The following is an 18,547-nucleotide window of genomic DNA, read 5'->3' on the forward strand; positions in this document are numbered from 1 at the left end:
ATGAGAATTGAACGATCCTTAGTTAGTTATAGTTTTGAAGAAAGAGACCTCAAACATCACGTACTGATACTAAAAAATCGCAATGGAACTGAAGTACTTTTAAGTGCCGTAAATTTGTACCTAAAAGATAGAGCGTTCAAAAGCATCAAGACCAGCGAGCGTTATTCGTCTGCAATAAAACGATTCTTAGAGTTTATAATTTCAAAGGGGAATTGCATTGATTCCACATTTTGGAGGAATGTGCGAAACAGTGATATCAGAGAATGGCAAGGTTCAATAGTAAATACACGAGATTCAGAAATGAAGCAAAGGCCAAATGATGAAACAATCTTCCAAGATGCATCTATAGTATTTGATTTTTACTCTTGGGCACAAAAAAAGAACTTCCCTACACTTACCAGTATCACATCATCAAGTTGGAAATATAACTATCGAGACGAAAGTAAGCTTCTCAGTAATATTAGTGTATTCTCTGGCGAATGCCCTGATTATTCTAATATAGACATTGGTATAAAACGGGGACATATGTCTCGGTGCTCTAGAAAGCATAAACAGGTTACGATCATGAGCACTGAGGATATCCAAAGCTTAATGAAGGCATATAACGACCCAGTTTACCCTGCAATGCTAATGCTAGCCTTAGCGACTGGAATGCGAGAACAAGGAGTGTGCTCGTTCCCATATATAGGTATCGGTATCAACGACCACATTCGTAGCTACCCAGAAATCCTTAGTAATCTAACCCAAGGCAGAAAAAGTCGCGGAGAACCAAATACATTTCCTTTCACTGTCATGGAAAAAGGGAGCAAAATTAGAACACTAGAAGTGAACATGTCAGCCTGGAAGGTAATCTGCGCCTCATATTTACCGTTCTATTACGAAAGAAGAAAACTATTTCAAAGTAAACACTCGGGAATTAAACCTGACAACACCTTTTTTCTAAACAAGGCTGGAGTCCCTGTGACCCCAAAAATGATAGCAGATAGAACTTACTCAGCGAAGAAAAAGTTGAATGACAGAAATTTCCGTTGGTCATTTCACAACACAAGAGACTGGTACGCAACCTCATTTATAATAAAGCACTTGACCACAGATCAGATAAACGCTTCTCACTATGATGCAGCAATTGAAGATGCTCTAAGACGACAACTAGGCCACGAGGACATTAGAACTACTTATATGCACTATGTTCGAGTTGCCTCGTTACTCCTAGCAACTCGAAGCGGGAAGCTTGACTTTTCATTAGGTAAAAATGAGAAGTTTTGGAATAGTATTAGCAGCTTATGACACTACTAAACTTTTAGAACTTAGACTGTATACACGAAATTATTTGCAGTACACTACCATAACAGTATGGTGCTACATTAACGAACACCTAATTACTGCCTAGTATCCAAATACGTAGATGAGAGCACTTGGGTAAGAGCTTTAAGTACTGCTTCCCCATCTGGTGTGGGTTTTCAAACTCTGTACCTTCTAGAATTACCCATGCTCGAACTCCGATCTGTTCTAATGGCTTGAAAAACAATTTAATTCCAGACCCTGTCGTACCAAAAGTTTTCGCCACAAGCTTGTACCCATAGAACCCCAAAAGCTGATAATTTAAGTCATGATTTATATCTAGGTACTCTACTATACCTCGATTACGCAAATTACTCTTCAGCGATTTATAAGCAGATAAGGCTTCTGCATTCAATTTTATACAAGATGTTAATGCATTCAGTGATTGGATTGCATCATCACATTTGTCACCAAAGTCAATATCCCCCCTGAGAAGAGCTGCATCATTCACGTTTTGCACTTTTGTAATTAAAGAGTTCATCTTTCTAGCCCAGTGAAGCAGTGCCATTTCTGTTTCGAATACAGAAATGATATCTGTCTCACTGAGTTGACTTACATAAGAAGAGGCCCATTCTAATGGAAGAACTTGGTGCTGACTAAATACGCTATTAATGAATTTTTCACTAGCGCGAGCTTCTACTAAAATGCGGTAGCACCACTCATTAAGAGGTTCGAGATCTTCTTTCAGAGTTGCAAGTTTCATTTTATGACCTAAACCACTACTTAAGCGAGTCGGCAAATCTTGTACTAATAGATCAATGCTCGGCCACCCTTGAGCGTAGTGTCTACTGACTAAGGAACTCAATAGAGTTGTTTCAATATAAGTATCTAGAGAACCCAACTTAAACTGGCTAATAACATCAGGATCATATAATTCTGTAGCGTAATATTTCCGAACTAATTCGGGACGCTGAATGAATAGCTCCTCTATACTATCCCAAAATAATATTTCTACCTGAAACGGTATGTCATTACTGTTCTTTATGTGTTTTAGCAATTCCGCCTGAAGCTTCGTATCCCTTTTTTGAGTTGTCGCTAGTACTAAGCGCTCAAATGAAACCTCTTCATAAAATGCTTTGGCTCGCTCTATCCATGAAGACAAATCTTGTATTTTGATGTGTTGAACTTCAAGCCCACGCTTTTTTGCTTGTAGTACATGTGAGCCATCATGAGACACCAAGTCGATACCACCTTGATCTTGCCCATGACTCCCATACAAGGTCAATTCAGGATGCAAATCTCGAAGCATTCTCTCGAAATCCTGCCAGTTTTTAGGGATTGGATACTCACAAGCTATTGGCATATTTTAAATTCCTTAGTCAAAATTTTTATTTATAAAATCTATCATTGCCAGTTGTAAATCAGGTTGGATTCGAAAGTAACAAATATACAGGTTTATATCCTCCCATAAACGACATCGGTGAGTACTCACTGCTACCTATGCTAGCCATTTTCACTTTCTTAATAACTGCAATAAACTCGGATAAAGTGAACTCAGTATTATTTTCATGAACCAAGTTAAGAATTTCTTGCTCGTCATGTAAAAATGGAGTCGGTTCAGAGTTTACCAAAACTCCATCAATAGTGACTTCAGCTACCATATCAACCTGTTCTTGTGTGAACTTTGACATATCAGCCCACAAATACTTCTCGCATGAAGATAACTCTTGAAAGTTTCTCGCGAGTGGACAGCCCGCAATCATTGGTATTCCGTATCTATTAGCTTGTTGTGAACCGTATATTATCTGTTCACTAAATTTAATATTGATAGTTGGAGCTATTGGAGAATGCACTTTCGGACGTCTAGCGTACATACCTAACACTCTAAACCTAAAGTCCTTGTTGACCAACATTGACAATTTTGAACCTTCCCTAGATATCCATGGGTATACAGGAACAACAATTTCAAAACGACTCCTTAAGATTCTAATCAACTCTGGAAGCAAGTTATATTCTGACGATCGCTCACATATAAAACTAGTCGGGGCCATTACAAATCCTTTTGGTTTATATCCAAGTGCACCTTAATCAAAGCAACGCACACTTTCGCTTCAGTTACGGACTACATGTCTTCATGAATCAAAGGTCGTGGGAAATCTTATAATCGTTTAGATGAGCTCCAGACAATAAAACTTTAAGCCATTGGAAGTATTCGTCTTGGTCTGGGGTCAACTTGATTCTGTACTGTGAATCATCCAAGTCATTCGCGTTTAAGCAAATTTCTCCACTATAAGGCTCTAGACAAATCAGACTTATATTAGGGACTTCATTAGATAATATTGTCGCAGGCAGAAACTCGATATCGACAGGAAACTGATAAATTGAACGCTCCGTTGCCGCTATGAACAACTCTACTACGTCAATAAAGTTTTCTGTTTCATCGAAAGTAGGTACGTAATAGTCGTGTTCTACAGCGTTTCTGACTCTATTCAGCTTCATTAAAATTCTAGGAGTAACGACTCCACATCTTTCTAGATACTTGATGTACTGAGGAAAGGTAGTAAAGCGTTGACTCGCCTTTTTAAGTAAATCGAAACCAAACAAGCTTGCGAGTGTTTCAACCTGCAAATGTAGCGCTCGTTTAGCATTTGAAAATGAATTAATCCTAGCTTTCTCACAACGACCACTTTCCAAGTCGTCAAGTGCAAAATCCAAATACTGTTTGGGTAGCAAACGTTCCCTGCATTCCATGTTACGACATGTAAAGGTAAAATCAGGATCAAAATCTGTATAGTTGCAAGGGATGGGAATCATATCTTTGCTTTGGTCTGTTTTGATGTTTGGAGCCATAAGTAACAGCCATAGGCTAAATTGGCGAGGCACATAAACTCAATGTACTAGGTTAAGATAGAGCTAGGTCTACCATCCTGACAATATGCCATTAAACACAGATGGTGGCAATTGTGCTCAAATAATTTCAATAAGTTATATTATTATCACCAAACTAATTTGAGGTCGTTCAACCTAGTTTACGACCTCATAAGGGGATCACCGTCCTGAATCTAATGTGTAACTGACACCCACCTTGCTTGATAAATGCTTAGCAAAATGAACACGCGACGAAGCACCTCCCGTTACAACTTTATAAGACCCATCTTCTGCAAGTGCGACACAGTCGCAGTTGTGCCAATGTTCGGCTCTACGCGAGTAATCGAGTTTTCCTAAGGCCTTAGCCGACTGATATATAATATTGGTTCGCTCTGCGGGAAGAAGATCTGCACAGGTGTGCCATAATTGATGAAAGACTAACCCAAGAGCTTGTACTAGCGTTGTCACAACCTGAAACCCATTCCTATCATCCGAGTATCTGTCTCCTTGAATTTCAATCCAGGTTTCCAAAAAAAGCGACAGATCATTTTTTATTTGGTTTATGTGCTTATTTGTAAGTATTGCCCCATCCGCCATTTCTCGAACTCCCCTAACCTTGCTTTGTAGCTTGTACCCGCCAAGCGCTCCTAAAACAAATCGAGTCAATGTATTTAAAGTTATAATAAATTCGCTTTTCTCAGACACTCTACTGGAGTCAATACTCATACCACCATGCGACTCGACAATAGGCAAAGATCCAAGTTCTCTCGCAAATACAACAACTTCATCGGCTCTAGTAAGTTTCATCAACTTGTTAGTGCTCATTGGTTGTTGTTGACCATTAACATCAGCGAATATCTGTGAAAAATCGTTGGCCTCTAGAGCTCTGTCTTTTCTGAAGATAAAAACAACTTGAACACTCAGCTTTTCAAGCAGCACAGAAAGCTTTACCCTTCGTTGACGTCTAGCGTCTGAATCTGTGCCCTTCTTTATTAAACTGTTATCGCAATCGCCTAACACCATTGCGGCTGTTGAAAGTCTGTTTAAACCATCAACTATGAAATTTCGTTCAGGCTGGACTGTAAGTACATCATTGTTACGAGGCTCATGCGATAATTCGCATTGCACCTCTGACATACACCCAATGAGTACAGGGGGAATCACTCCTCCGACATCAATAGAGTGAGTTAGATGTTTAAAACAGTAATCTTCAAAGCCATTCCTTCTTTGCGGACTAGCTACCCTTTGAATTTCCGAGTACATGCTCTTCAAGTGACTTGGTAAAAAGTCTAGTGAACAAGTTCTCAATAGATCACCTATAGGCATAACCGTTGACATAGTGTAAACACCATTAAAACTGGTATGCGTCACGTTTCCAAAAATCTGTTTGGTAGTCATACCAAAACGCACTTTTTCTCTCTCTTGTTCTATCACTATCACCTCCAAAAAGTAACAAATTTGGCCTGCATTTTTGATCGGGGCGACGCCCCATTCAAGAGATTTATTGACCTTTTTTGTACAATCCATAAAAAACAATACGTTAATGGATTTATGAATAGTTCAAGTGAGATTAGTATTAACGGCCTTTGCACCAAAAATACAACAGGTGGCATATGTAAATTTCAATCTGTGGCAAAAGTATCAGAGCTATTTGAATTGCTACCAGAACATCACGTTTTATTTGACAGTATTTCTTCTAATTTTGAGCGCCCGACCAACAAGAAACGAGTGTCTCAACTTACTGAATACCTTGAGGAATCTATAGAGAAAAACAGCCCTACAGATGTATTGAGGGTTACGTTTTTTGTAAATGGAAAAGTTAAAGAGAGAGATTTGGGGGAACTTCTCAAAAGAATCTCTTTTGAAAAAGATAAAATTATACTTTTAGATGGATTTAATTTGATTAGTGCTATAGCACAACTTAAAGATATAGATAATCCATTCACTAAAAAGAGAAAAAACAATCAAAAAAAACTCACAGCTTTGCAGAATAGTTTTCTTTGCGAAATGGACGTTCAATTAAATATCATGTTCTCCACTTCAGATAGAATTAGCGATCCTGATATTTATAAATTATTCATTGATATAAATACAAACGACACTAGAGTTTACTCACAAAACCTACTTGTAAACAAGGAACACAAATCTCCTTTGGCAGGCGGTTGTCATCAACTCGAAGTTAACTTAGACTTAGAGAAATTTGGCGGTGTTTCGCGTATAAATAAAATAACAAAATCCGAGACTTACGTTACAACACAAAACACACTCATATATATAATCTTAGGAAGCCTAGGGGGACGAAGTTTAAGAATTGATAAGCATCTTCCAACCCATCTACCAGATAAAAGAGCTATAAATACTACTCTTGTAGATAGTGTAATTCCTGAAATAACACAGTTTATGCATGGTTGGCTCAGTGGTCTAGAGAAAGATTTTAAACAGAATCAAAATGGCTTCCACCGTTCGATGCAAGTCTGGCAAGCACTTGGTCTTGTTATTTTTCACTTAAAAAGTAACAAAAACGCCACATTAAAAGACTACTATATGGCTGGTAATAGACTAGCGAAATTGGATTATAAGAAAAATGCTCAGCATTGGAAAAATTGCAAAGCGTTAAAAATGGATTCAACAAATAGCTATTGGATAAACGCAACTGGTGGTGGAAGAACGTTTCGTGATGAAGTCGCGAACTACTTTATAGATGTGCTTAATGAAGAGTTCAGGACGTAAGTAAAACCGTGAAGCCCAATCACTATCACGGTTTATTGATTACATATGGTTATAAATCATTAGCGTCATATGGTTAAATCAATGATTATATTTTCTGGTCTTCCAAGTTGCGAATAGTACATCGTTTCTGTTAATCCTAACTTTTGGATTTCAGAGTCCAAAATACTAGTTTCAATTCCACATACCTCTTGCATAGTCATCAAAACACCATCGTACCAATCTGATTGCTGAGAATTGATTATCGTTTGACAATATCCATAAATTTCATCGCATTGTTCGGAAGTAATGACCTGGTGTTCGTCTCGTAATGCTGATAGAAAATCAGAACAATAAGATATCCTTAAAAAACAAGATAAAAATCGCCTCCACGTAATCATCGGAGCATTTAGATCTACCAGAGCATCCAAATAAACACTTGTACGCCTTAGTAACGAACCAATGAAATTCGCAGACTTAACTGCATCCACAGGCAATAGAGTGCCTAGAACAGATAAGCTACCTTTGGATAAAAATCCATTAGCTACAGAAGCATGTGAGCCTCCAATTGCTGCCGTTAGACAAGCACTTAATATAACAATAGGCGGATAGACAACTGGCAAAGTCCAGGTATCTACTCGATCTAAACCTATCTGTAACCATCCATGAGAATCCTCTCCACCATGGTTACCGTGACAATCAAGTATTAGAATATTATCATCACAACTATTAACTGCTTCAACGAATTCCTCCATATTGGATACATCTTTAAACTCTATGTTAAGACCGCTCTCATCGTCTATATAGCTGTTTATAGCTTCTTCCAAGACATGCTTTATGGGGTCATTATCCTTAAATGAGCGTATGACTGTGATAGAGTTTAATTGCTTTCTAGATAGGGAAAAACTCGAAAAGTTAGTTGCTTCTTGAAGGAACTTGTTGCCTGGGGTAGTCGAAATTTTTGATATTTCATGTGTGAACATGAGAGGAATTCGGTCAAGGCAGACCCACTCTAGTATAGAGTCCGTACAAATAGTTAGAGAGGAAGACTTTGTTACTATATAGTCGGATAGAACCTCTCCGATTTCGTCCTTCATACCAGAAGTAAATTGATCGAATTTTCGCTTAAGCTTTGTTTCAGATTTTTGTTTGTCTGACTTCGACAAACTTTCTATGTCTCTTAGACTACTATGATAAAAATTCAGCTTATTTGGCAACCTAAGTGCAGGTGCATTATTAGATACGCTCAGAAAGTTAATAGCTCCAGAAGAAAATGCCAGTTCAAACTTTCGAATCTCAGCTATTTGTCTGACAAGATCACTTTTTTGCAACTCTTTAGATTGTTGGTCATTCTTTACCGAGAAATCAAACCCTGAATAATTTGGATTTTTAAATAATCCATTCATGATAAAATCTCTAACAACCTTGCTCTTTTCCTTCCTCTTTATGTTATTCCAGAATTGACTATTGAAATCATACAAATAGGTATAAATGCTTGGACAATATAGAATCAAGTCTGACTTGCTAGATGATTGGACGCAGGTACTCGTAAGCTCTTTAACAGCATTTGAACTGTTAACCATCGCTTCAATATATGCACCTCTGTCAGTACCGCTTTTTAGTTTCTCTTGATTAGGTAATTGAAAACCTAAACTATATAAGACTGCTTCATTGGGATTAGTTACAGCATGATTATATGATGGTAACTTGATATCATTAAAAACCGCCTCTCTCCTACAGGAATCATCAAAGAATAAATCAGCTTTTTCTGGCAACCCCCCTTCACCTTGCACAAGTTTTAATCTATCACATATCGATTCATCTAAAGAAAAAGTTCTGAACTCTTTGTTAATAACTACATCGCAAGTTTCTTCCCATCCAACGGTTATTGGAGGGTATTTAAAGTTCTTACAAACGTCATTAACGTGCTGTACAGCATCTTCATCTATACAGTAGCAATATATGAAAGGAAGCCCCTCGAAAGCACCTATCCTCTTTGTGAAACTTGACTTATCAAGTAATAAGTATGTACCTACACTGTAACCATTTCTAAAGTCTATTAATTCATCTTGGCTCATATAAACTTCATTGGCGGTTGAAGGCATAATACTCATTAAATGTAAAAGAGCTATATACTTGGAGTCAAATAGATTTAGATTGTACCCTTGAAATGGTGAATAGCTATGTACATCATCATTATCGGGTACGATAAGAACATGAAGAATTGAAGTCATTGCAATGTTCGGATACAGGTTAATTTCACTCTCAACATTTGAAATATCTTTTAAATGTGTGAATTGAAAATTAAGAACATTTAATTTTAGCTTCTTCATTTTTATCTTTTTACCAACACGCCCCATAAATCCTCCCAGAATAATGGTAACCTAATGAACCATCAAATAATAAAAAGAGCCAATAGTTGGCTCTTTCAAAACTACAAGCTAATAAACTTCGTAGAGTAACGTTCCTCAGGCAGTTTACTTCTAAACAAATTGAAAAAACTTCGATTATGAGTAGTTATTATTATCTGTTTCTTAAATCGTCTAGAAAATATCTTACATAAATCTATCAAAGCATAGCTATTTAAATCATCCATACTCTGTACGGGGTCGTCGATTACAATTGCATTGATAGCTGATTCATCCGACCTTGCATGGTCAGCGAGGAAAATACAAATCGACAATATATTGATCTGCGCTTCACTTAGGTAATAGATAGGTGTATTATCATCATCCATTGAGTTAGATCTTGCTTGGATATAAATCCCTTTATTATTACCATTAAGATCAACACGAAATGATATCTCGTCATATTTTAAATGTGGTTCAACATACATAAACATATCGTTGAGAACTTCACTATTGATGCTATCACTTGCCAACTCGGAGAAGTAAGACATTGCCTCATCTAGTGCAAGGTTAACCTTTTCCAAATTAGAGTTACCTTCCCTCAATTCCCGATTCTTAATTTCTAATAGTTTTCTATTTTCAATAATATTTTCTTTCTTACTCGCTATTTTTTGTGAAGTTAATAGATTAGCTAAGAAGGCAGAACACTTTTGTTCAATTCGGGTTATAAGGTCGACGAAAAAGAAATTGTTACTAGTTCTATATGATGTAATTTGACTTTTTATATAGTTATAATCAGCTCGAATAACCCTTTTATTTTTCTGAGATATTTCAATAACATCCCTCATAATCATATCTTTCGAAAAACCAGCATAGACTTTTAGATTGGATATTTTTTCTCTTAGCTCTGCTAATTGTTTTTCAAAAATTTGAAGATCACTTTTTGATTTCTTATCCATAAGAATCAAATTGTTACGTTCAAACAAACAAATATGATATGATTTTGACTTTAAAATTAGTTCATTGATACTCAAATCAAATTGTACTTTGATTGTATCTTTCAAACGTTTAAGTTCGGCTTCATAAGTAAATTGCTCTTTTGATTTTTCAGATAAGAGAAAAGTAATCCGCCCTGACCAATTCTCATACTTATCTTTTTTTCTAGAAAGTAAAGATAATCGAATTTCAACATTTTTTTTGATAAATGAAATTTTTTCTAACAAACCAATTATATTAATTTGCGTATAATTAATATTTAGATCAGACAAACAAGTGTATAAGCTCGATGCTTGTTGTTTACGTTCCCTAAGCTGATCTATTTCTTTATTAATTCCTTGCTTTAACTCAGAAACTAGATTATCTATGGTATCATTTAAATTTTTAATTTCACCGACTAATTCAAGCTTTTGCTTGTTAAGAGTTTCTATAGCTCCATCAATAAGTTGCCTTGAGTCAGTTTTTAAACTGTTTACTGAATCTATTAGTTTATTTGTATCATCATAGACTGTTCCGCAGGCTGGACAACTACTCAACGTTCTTTCATTTATGACTTCAATAACATAAGATTTAATAATACCAAGCTTCTCTTCAAATGAAATTACTTTTTCTTTCTCACTATTCAGATCTTTTATCTTTATATTTAGCTGCTCTAGGTCATGCGTTTTTTTATTCAACTCCAACACATATTTTAGTTCATGGTTTTCATCAATAAATGACTTTTTTGTAATAGAGCCAAGTAAATTAGACTTAGACGAAATTTTCTCATTTATTTTACTTATAAATAGCTTTTCACTTAAGAGAGTAATTTCTTCATTATCAACCTTTCCAAACAATGCATTAATCAACCCTTCAGAAGTTGATAGTTTTTTATCTTGGTCTATTAAGTCTAATAAATTAATACTTTTTATTTTTTTCTGAACTAATCCATTTACAGTTGAAACTCTTTCAATGTAATCTTTACAGTTCTCAATACTAAAACTAACCTCATCGAATTCTCGTATTTTATTATTTATATTTTCAATGTTTCTAGGTGAAAGTAGTGTATTTAACTCATCTTTTTTTGATTCTATACTAATAGATTTTTTTTCAATACGTTCAAAATCTGCATTCTTCTCTATAAGCTCACTTTCTAATTTCATTACTTTGGAAGCATTTAAGTGATCTCTAGAGCGTTCTTTGTACTCATCCAAATCAAAACCTATTAGCTTTGACTTTAAGTTTTCAAACGACGTTTTAATTTCAGTCAGATAGCTAATTGAATCACTTATACTCTTTTCAGAAATATCTTGGAAAAAAATAAAGTTTTTCTTAAATAAGTTATAATCTTCAGAAGAATAAAACTCAGCCCCCTCAGTAATACTACCCTCAAGTAATGAAACATCCTTACTTTCATTTGATATCAAGGACTTAATATATGATATTTCAGTTCTTCTCTCTGAATTGGACTTATCTATGCTACTTTTAATAGAGTTGATCTTATCATATACCTCAATATCTTCTGAGTTACCTTTATTACCAATTAGTGACTGAAATAAGCTACCACTACTAGCTTCATATGAAAATTTGCTAATTGTTCCTTGACTAAGAATGTTATTATTGAAGTTTTCTACATCCTTTATAGAGCTTTTCGAAATTCCTGGACAGTAATCATGATTTCTTCTACTTTTTGGTTTTGTTTCTCTATGTATTAACTTTCCACTTTCGAGTTCTAACTTAACAGAACCTATCTTTTTGGCGCTGTATCTGTTTTTGAGTATGTTCCCCTCTTTGGGGTTCCTATTCTTTGCGTTATTATTAGAAATAATTGTATCTAACCTAGATACTTTACCTGTTGCTGCCCACTCTATACCTTCAATAGTGCTAGTTTTTCCAGTACCATTTGGTGCATATACAACAACTATATCGGCTACCTTATTATCAATCTCAAAATCTAGCTCTTTCTCATCAGAAAAAGCTCTGAAACTATCCAGTGTTATTTTCTTGATTTTGTTTTTATTCATCATTATATAGCCATCAATTGAAATACTTCATTGTGTTCTTTCTCTATTATTTCTTTTAGGGAACTTTTTTTTACTTCTTCTTTTTTTTCTGTTCCATAAAAGATCAGGTCTTTTATACTACTTTCTAAGTCCTCGACTTTACTTCTAGCTATCTTTCTACAACAGTATGTGTCTGACTGTATTTCTTTTTTAGTATCAATATCAATTTCTTCAGTAGAACAAAATACCAATAGTAGATTTCTAGATATTACTTGGTCTATAAGATTGGATTGAAAGTCAAGCGCAGTTCTAGTTGTTATGTCATTCCAATTCTTCTTGATACCTTCAGGCGAGTTCATATAACAAAGAATCAAATCACCTTCATCTGAGAATATTTCAATCTCGTTTTCCAAAATGAATTTTTCAGCGGAAGGCATATCATCAAACAGCAAATCTTTACAATTGATACTATTCATAATATTTGACTACCTCCATAACTTCTCTTTGAAGATCTTGCTGATTATAACACTCATCATATAGCTCGTTCCTTATCTGCTCTACAACCATTTTCACTAGGAATCTAATATTTATAATTGAAAACTTCATATCCGCACTCTTTCTAGTTTCAAGGAAACTTCTTAACTTTGCTTTTTCATTAATTGGAATAGAATCATGATATAGTTCAGGCTCTCTCCCATCTGCAAAGTTAGAAATAACTTTAGATATTCTTTTTTTCTTTACATAACTTAGGTCATTGTCATCTGTAGAGTAGATTATCATTATTATTGCATTTGAATAGTCGAGACTATTCTCTTGCTTTATTAACTTAGCTATCAGTTGGTGTGTTTCAGTAAAATCCGTTACATGTATAGTGAACAATTTATTGCTTTCAAATTTTGTCGGATTCAAGCTGACATTCGATAATGTTTCATCCATAACCATGGAGATAATTCTTGAATGTATATATGACTTAAGAGATTCTTCATTTCTTAACAATGATACATGTTGTGTAATTTTATCTTTATCGTCAGGAAGGTAAAAGTATTCACAAGCTTCCAGTCCATTTAAATCTATACAATTTAATTTATCTAAAAAGTTACCATTAATAATGTATTCAATTATTTTCTCATCTAGAACTTTACATGACTTATCAACTATTTCTTCTATGCACTCCTGACTATATAACTCACTAACTATTTCTTTAGGAAGTTTTGTATATATATCCCTCGACCGCACACCGTATATTCTTTTATATGAAAAATTATCGTCAAAGCTATCAGTAATAATAGCTTTCAAATATATTACGTTCTTTGTAACCTGAAATATAGGCCCACCAGAAAAGCCTTCAATATTATCCCTATCGGCATAGCTAGGAAGGTTTTCATCAATCCTAAAGAAAACATTCTCATTATCGAACAGGATTGTTCCTTCATGTTCAATCGCTTTAAAGTCAGAGGTTTTAACCAAAGATTTAGGATATCCCAATATCCAGAAGCTAGAGTCTTTATCTATTCTGGCGGAATCTTCTAGGCACAGCTCAATTTTATTTGTGCACCTTTCATTAATTTTAAGAATCGATATATCCAATCCGTCCAGTTTACAAACGTAGCTGGAGTCAAGCTTTCTACCTGTATTATCGAAAACTTCAAAATCATGGCTATCAATATTATGCTCTGCCGTAAGTACATAGGAATGCTCGGCAAATCCTAAGCTAATCCACACACCGCTTCCAGTTAACTTAGATTTCACCTTAACTAACGCAGAGTGAAAACATCCAATATCAACCATTATAGTTTAACCTTTGTGCCAAACTCATATTCCGAAAAATTCAATTCGATCTCGTTATTTCGACGTTTACTATGAACCCATGAACCTTTCGGTACGAAAACTTCCGAATGCTTTGAATTTTCCTCTATTAGAGCAATGGTATAATAATTTGGATATGAACTTCTATTTCCAGGTATTAGATACTTAACCGCGGGAAATTTTTCCAACAGTTCTTTCGAAATATTGTACTTGCTTCCATGGTGCGGAACCTTGAACAAGGTTACAGGTGTACATTCGATGTCAGCACTTAGTATTTGGCTAGGAACGCTGTCCCCACAAAACAACATTTTCTGTTCATCACAAGTTATCAAACAGACAATACTTGATAGATTTTGTGGCTTATCGTCTTCCTTGTACTTCTTAGTAAGTAGCACGTTTTTGTCGTACTCTTCGTCTTCATCATGGCCAATGTTAGTATCTCGCCAATTATCATGATTAGCTTCCAATGCCTCTTTGGTTGGAGACAGAATATCAATAATAATGTTCTCATCGATCTCAATCGAGCAGCCTTGATGTGCTTGAACAAGATCTATATCTTTGCTTATGATCAATCCAAGCAGAGTGTTGCCTTCTTGATAGCCGCACTGAGTACTCTTTTCTTTGATTACCTTTATTTCTGCTTCACTGTGAGGCACATTAAAGACTACTTTGCCAATACTCTCACGGTTAACGCTATCACTTTCAAAAAGCGCTAAGAGACCATTAACATGATCTTTATCGACGTGCGTTAAGATGACTACGTCAATTTTGCCACCTTCTTCAAGTATCCCCTCTATTTGCTTTAGTGCTTTCCTGCCATCCCCTTTGAAGCCACCATCGATTAAAATATGTTTATGTCCTGACGTTCCAAACAGTTTTAGTAGGAAAGAGTCTGCATTTGAATCTGTGAGTGTTGTAAGTTCTATGTTTCCAGTCATAATCATTGTGTAGCTTTTAAAATATCTATCAATAATTTATCACAGTTGCATATTACATCGTTAGTATAATGAAGAGACCTTGAGCACTAAAGCACTAGCTTTATAAAATCACTTAAATTATTCAATTAAAGAAGGCTTTCCACATACAACTTGATAACCTAGAGGTAGAGCTCATTTACTCCTCTAAGGCGTAGTATGTTGTACAACTTTAAGTCAATAACGCAGATGTAAACGAACGTACAGCTGTCATCAGATTTTTTTGCCAAACAATTGTTATATTTACCTTTTATTCGGTTAGCAACTAATGGGGGTTTCTTAAATGCGAACTAATGGTGACTTACCGACACCGGTTAAATACTATAATCCGGAAATTGCTAAAGAATATAAGAAGATAGAAGCCGCTGCAGAGCAAAAGCTTTTGTCTATGCTACCAGAAGAGTTTCAAGACGATTTTGCTCCTTACCTGCTTTCTCATTCTGCTCATGAAGAGGATGCAAAAATCGTTAAGCAAGCTGATTCCATCTGTGCCTACCTTAAATGCTTGGAAGAGCTTAGCGCGGGTAACCATGAATTTGCCTTAGCCAAGAAACGCCTCGATATCACTTTGCAAGAACGCAAGACGCCAGAAATGGAGTACTTCTTATATACCTTTGCCCCAAGCTTTGAATTATCGCTGGATGAAATCAGTTAATTGATGGAGAGAAAAGTGTCGTTTGAATTAGATGCCCTATGGCAAGAACGCCATGATGATGAGCACAAAATCCGCCGTGATGATCATCGTAGCCCATACCAGCGTGACCGAGCACGGATCTTACACTCCGCCGCTTTCCGCCGCTTGCAGGCGAAGACTCAAGTACATGGCAACAGCTTAGAGGACTTTCACCGTACTCGCCTGACTCACTCTCTTGAAGCTGCACAATTAGGTACGGGCATTGTCGCTCAACTTAAAAAGAAACAACCTGAGTTTCGAGATCTTCTACCGTCTGACAGCTTGATCGATTCTCTCTGTTTGGCACACGATATTGGTCACCCACCCTATGGTCATGGTGGTGAAGTTGCACTGAACTATATGATGCGTGAGCACGGTGGATTTGAAGGCAACGCCCAAACCTTTCGTATTGTTACCAAGCTAGAACCCTATACCGAGCACTTCGGCATGAACCTGTCGCGAAGAGCGTTACTTGGCCTAATTAAATACCCCGCTTTGCTTAGCCACACACGTGCAGTTTGCTTACCTGAGCCTGTTGAGCATCAGCGTAAACTCAAAGCCAAAGATTGGGGGCCAGCAAAAGGCATTTACGATTGTGATAAGGATTTGTTTGATTGGGTCATTGCGCCATTGACCGACAACGACAAAGCGTTGTTAAGCCAAATGCGTTGTCGTCCAGAGTCAGATTTTGAACACTGTAAAACACGATTCAAATCGCTCGACTGTTCGATTATGGAGCTCGCAGACGACATCGCTTATGGCGTGCATGACTTGGAAGATGCCATCGTGCTTGGCATGGTAACTCGTCAACAATGGCAAGAAGGTGCAGCAAGTCAATTGGCAGATTGTGGCGACCCATGGTTTGAAGCACACATAGGTTCTATCGGGCAAATGCTATTTAGTGGAAAACACCATGAACGAAAAGATGCGATTGGCGGTATGGTGAATGCGCTGTTAACCAGTATTTCAATCAAGGTCGTTGATGTACCATTTAATAACTCACTGCTCGCATGGAATGCTTGTTTAGAACCACATATGGCTAAAGCACTAGATGTACTTAAAAGCTTTGTGAGCCAGTACGTAATCCAAGTACATCAGGTACAAATTGTTGAGTATAAAGGCCAGCAAATCATCATGGATTTATTTGAAGCTCTGAGCGCGGATCCGGAGCGTTTGTTGCCAAAACACACTCAAGATCTTTGGCGAACAGCAAGTAATGAGAGTGCCAAGATGCGCGTGATTGCCGACTACATCTCGGCCATGACGGATGGCCATGCGCAAAAGCTACATCGTCAGTTGTTCTCTTCTATCGTTTTGTAACGCAAGGAAGCGCTACTCGCCTTTCAAATAATTCTTCTCAAATACGCCCGAAGGCATCTGGGCGATTTGAAATTCAATCATCTTCTCAAACGCCGTCAGCAACGGCTTAAAATCTTTGTCTGGTTCCACCAAACTCAGCGCATGATATCCAGCTTCTACTGTCGACAAGCTGTTTTCAGATGGCGCTTTGCGAATCGTATAATGACCTTGCAGATTCTCTGGCAGTTTCACCGTAGGGATAGCATGCAAGTTAGTCGATAGTTGCCACATCTTGTAGGCTTTCTTCCAGGTGCCGTCGAGCAAAATCAAACGTATTTTCTTAACGGCAGCACTTTCATCGGCAGATAGCGTAGAAAGACACAACGACTGCTCTGACGGGTAAAGAATAAAATGTTGGTAAGTATCATCTTCTAGTAAGGCATTTAAGACATCATTATCAGAAAAGTCTTCTCCGATCAGACAAGTACAATGATTTAAGCTCAAATTGAGAATTCTTGCCGTACCAAGGGGACGATGTTCTTCACTCATATGCTGAAGGATGATAAGTTCAACCTCGTTTGCTAGCGGTACAATCCATTGGCAAATACAAGCTTTGCGCGATTTTCCACACTGAGAACAATAACGAGACATAGAGTGAACCTTTATACATTGCTGAGCATCATCAGCGTTATCTGTTTAATACTACAATTCGAACCAATGGCAAGCCTAACCGAGTGGCACGCTTACAATATACGCCACGGCGAATGGTGGCGAATCGTAACAGGAAATCTCACGCATACCAACTTTGCTCACTTAGGTATGAATCTGGCTGGTTTATGGGTGATCGGATTTATCTTCCGTCCTACCGTGCGTAATTTCACCATCGTATTTCTCGTTTTGTGTACCTTCGTTGGTGCAATGAACTTGTTCACCAATATGTCGGTTTACGTCGGACTGTCTGGTGTGCTGCACGGCTTATTCGGTTTCTGGGCTCTGGCTGAGGTTTTCGACGGCAGGAGAAGCAGTTTAGTGCTCGTAGGTGGTTTGATTGCTAAAGTCGCTTGGGAGCAATTCTACGGCCCTTCAGCAAGTACGGCTGCAATGATTGGTGCTCGCGTAGCGGTTGATGCCCACCTGTTCGGTGCTATCGGCGGCTTGGGTATGGCATTGATTGAAAAAGGCCTGCACCGACGAGTGTTTGGTTAGGCTATTGACCATTGTCTGCAAACAAAAAATCCCGAGTCAATAAAAGTAAGCGACTCGGGATAGCAGGAACTTTATTTTCTACTTTTATAACAAGATACGCTGAAGGTTCTTTTCAACCGTAGCTGATCCTATGCCTTTGACATTCGACAAATCAGCCGCAGTTTTAAATGGACCGTTCTCTTGACGATACTCAACAATATCATGCGCTTTCTTTAGCCCGATACCTTTCAGCAGCGTCGCTAGCTCCTCTGCCGAAGCTGTATTTACATTAACGGTAATTTCAATTCCATCATGCTTGCTGTTGGTCTCACCTTCTGCTGCATAGGTCAGTGGCGCAAGTACACATAACAGCACTGATAAAATCCATTTCACTTTCATTGCCTTCTCCTCTTTCATCTCTAGGCTGAA

At 37.1% G+C, this 18,547-nt stretch carries 15 protein-coding genes and 1 pseudogene; 5 read left to right on the forward strand and 11 right to left on the reverse strand.

Features of this window, described 5'->3' with window-relative positions; all coding sequences use genetic code 11:
- On the forward strand, positions 1 to 1,287 hold the full coding sequence (locus tag ACTS60_RS17680; protein ID WP_440889321.1) for a site-specific integrase: 1,287 nt from the start codon (positions 1 to 3) through the stop codon (positions 1,285 to 1,287).
- A gap of 88 nt (positions 1,288 to 1,375) precedes the next feature.
- Here the strand turns inward: ACTS60_RS17680 and ACTS60_RS17685 are convergent, their stop codons facing one another.
- The 4 genes from ACTS60_RS17685 to ACTS60_RS17700 all read right to left on the reverse strand — a co-directional run bounded on the left by ACTS60_RS17685 (position 1,376) and on the right by ACTS60_RS17700 (position 5,676).
- Entirely contained in the window at positions 1,376 to 2,644 is a 1,269-nt protein-coding gene (locus ACTS60_RS17685) for a hypothetical protein (protein WP_440889322.1), read from the reverse strand.
- Positions 2,645 to 2,702: 58 nt separating this feature from the next.
- Positions 2,703 to 3,332: a hypothetical protein gene (locus ACTS60_RS17690; RefSeq protein WP_440889323.1), complete on the reverse strand. Its 630-nt coding sequence runs from the start codon at positions 3,330 to 3,332 to the stop codon at positions 2,703 to 2,705.
- A gap of 88 nt (positions 3,333 to 3,420) precedes the next feature.
- Positions 3,421 to 4,131 (reverse strand): hypothetical protein, encoded by a 711-nt coding sequence (locus tag ACTS60_RS17695; RefSeq protein WP_440889324.1) that lies wholly within the window; start codon positions 4,129 to 4,131, stop codon positions 3,421 to 3,423.
- 198 nt (positions 4,132 to 4,329) lie between these two features.
- A complete protein-coding gene (locus ACTS60_RS17700) occupies positions 4,330 to 5,676 on the reverse strand; it encodes a DNA sulfur modification protein DndB (RefSeq protein ID WP_440889325.1) in 1,347 nt (448 codons plus the stop codon).
- A gap of 24 nt (positions 5,677 to 5,700) precedes the next feature.
- Here ACTS60_RS17700 and ACTS60_RS17705 point away from each other — a divergent pair, with 24 nt between their 5' ends.
- Complete coding sequence (locus tag ACTS60_RS17705) at positions 5,701 to 6,879, forward strand: hypothetical protein (RefSeq protein ID WP_440889326.1); 1,179 nt, start codon at positions 5,701 to 5,703, stop codon at positions 6,877 to 6,879.
- 65 nt (positions 6,880 to 6,944) lie between these two features.
- On the opposite strand, the gene ACTS60_RS17710 is transcribed toward ACTS60_RS17705, so the two are convergent.
- The 5 genes from ACTS60_RS17710 to ACTS60_RS17730 all read right to left on the reverse strand — a co-directional run bounded on the left by ACTS60_RS17710 (position 6,945) and on the right by ACTS60_RS17730 (position 14,931).
- Complete coding sequence (locus tag ACTS60_RS17710; protein WP_440889327.1) at positions 6,945 to 9,215, reverse strand: hypothetical protein; 2,271 nt, start codon at positions 9,213 to 9,215, stop codon at positions 6,945 to 6,947.
- 74 nt (positions 9,216 to 9,289) lie between these two features.
- Positions 9,290 to 12,205, reverse strand: coding sequence for an AAA family ATPase (locus ACTS60_RS17715; protein ID WP_440889328.1), 2,916 nt, complete (start codon positions 12,203 to 12,205; stop codon positions 9,290 to 9,292).
- Positions 12,205 to 12,657, reverse strand: a complete 453-nt coding sequence (locus ACTS60_RS17720; protein WP_049843713.1) for a hypothetical protein — start codon at positions 12,655 to 12,657, stop codon at positions 12,205 to 12,207. The genes ACTS60_RS17715 and ACTS60_RS17720 overlap by 1 nt, the downstream gene beginning before the upstream one ends.
- On the reverse strand, positions 12,650 to 13,969 hold the full coding sequence (locus ACTS60_RS17725) for a hypothetical protein (protein ID WP_440889329.1): 1,320 nt from the start codon (positions 13,967 to 13,969) through the stop codon (positions 12,650 to 12,652). The genes ACTS60_RS17720 and ACTS60_RS17725 overlap by 8 nt, the downstream gene beginning before the upstream one ends.
- A complete protein-coding gene (locus tag ACTS60_RS17730) occupies positions 13,969 to 14,931 on the reverse strand; it encodes an MBL fold metallo-hydrolase (protein WP_049843711.1) in 963 nt (320 codons plus the stop codon). Before ACTS60_RS17730 ends, ACTS60_RS17725 begins: the two co-directional genes overlap by 1 nt.
- A gap of 325 nt (positions 14,932 to 15,256) precedes the next feature.
- On the opposite strand from ACTS60_RS17730, the pseudogene yfbR reads away from it, so the two are divergent.
- Positions 15,257 to 15,616 (forward strand): annotated as a pseudogene (gene yfbR, locus ACTS60_RS17735) (5'-deoxynucleotidase); the annotation flags it as partial.
- Between the two features lie 3 nt (positions 15,617 to 15,619).
- A complete protein-coding gene (locus ACTS60_RS17740) occupies positions 15,620 to 16,954 on the forward strand; it encodes an anti-phage deoxyguanosine triphosphatase (protein WP_440889371.1) in 1,335 nt (444 codons plus the stop codon).
- A gap of 12 nt (positions 16,955 to 16,966) precedes the next feature.
- Here the strand turns inward: ACTS60_RS17740 and ACTS60_RS17745 are convergent, their stop codons facing one another.
- The gene (locus ACTS60_RS17745) at positions 16,967 to 17,584 is read right to left on the reverse strand and encodes a tRNA-uridine aminocarboxypropyltransferase (RefSeq protein ID WP_440889330.1); all 618 of its coding nucleotides are present in this window, start codon (positions 17,582 to 17,584) and stop codon (positions 16,967 to 16,969) included.
- Positions 17,585 to 17,587: 3 nt separating this feature from the next.
- Here ACTS60_RS17745 and rrtA point away from each other — a divergent pair, with 3 nt between their 5' ends.
- On the forward strand, positions 17,588 to 18,139 hold the full coding sequence (gene rrtA, locus ACTS60_RS17750) for a rhombosortase (RefSeq protein WP_440889331.1): 552 nt from the start codon (positions 17,588 to 17,590) through the stop codon (positions 18,137 to 18,139).
- An 84-nt stretch (positions 18,140 to 18,223) separates the two neighbouring features.
- On the opposite strand, the gene ACTS60_RS17755 is transcribed toward rrtA, so the two are convergent.
- Positions 18,224 to 18,517: a ComEA family DNA-binding protein gene (locus ACTS60_RS17755; protein ID WP_440889332.1), complete on the reverse strand. Its 294-nt coding sequence runs from the start codon at positions 18,515 to 18,517 to the stop codon at positions 18,224 to 18,226.
- Positions 18,518 to 18,547: the final 30 nt, after the last annotated feature.

This window comes from Vibrio sp. WZ-1 (genome assembly GCF_052037695.1).
Lineage (GTDB): Bacteria > Pseudomonadota > Gammaproteobacteria > Enterobacterales > Vibrionaceae > Vibrio.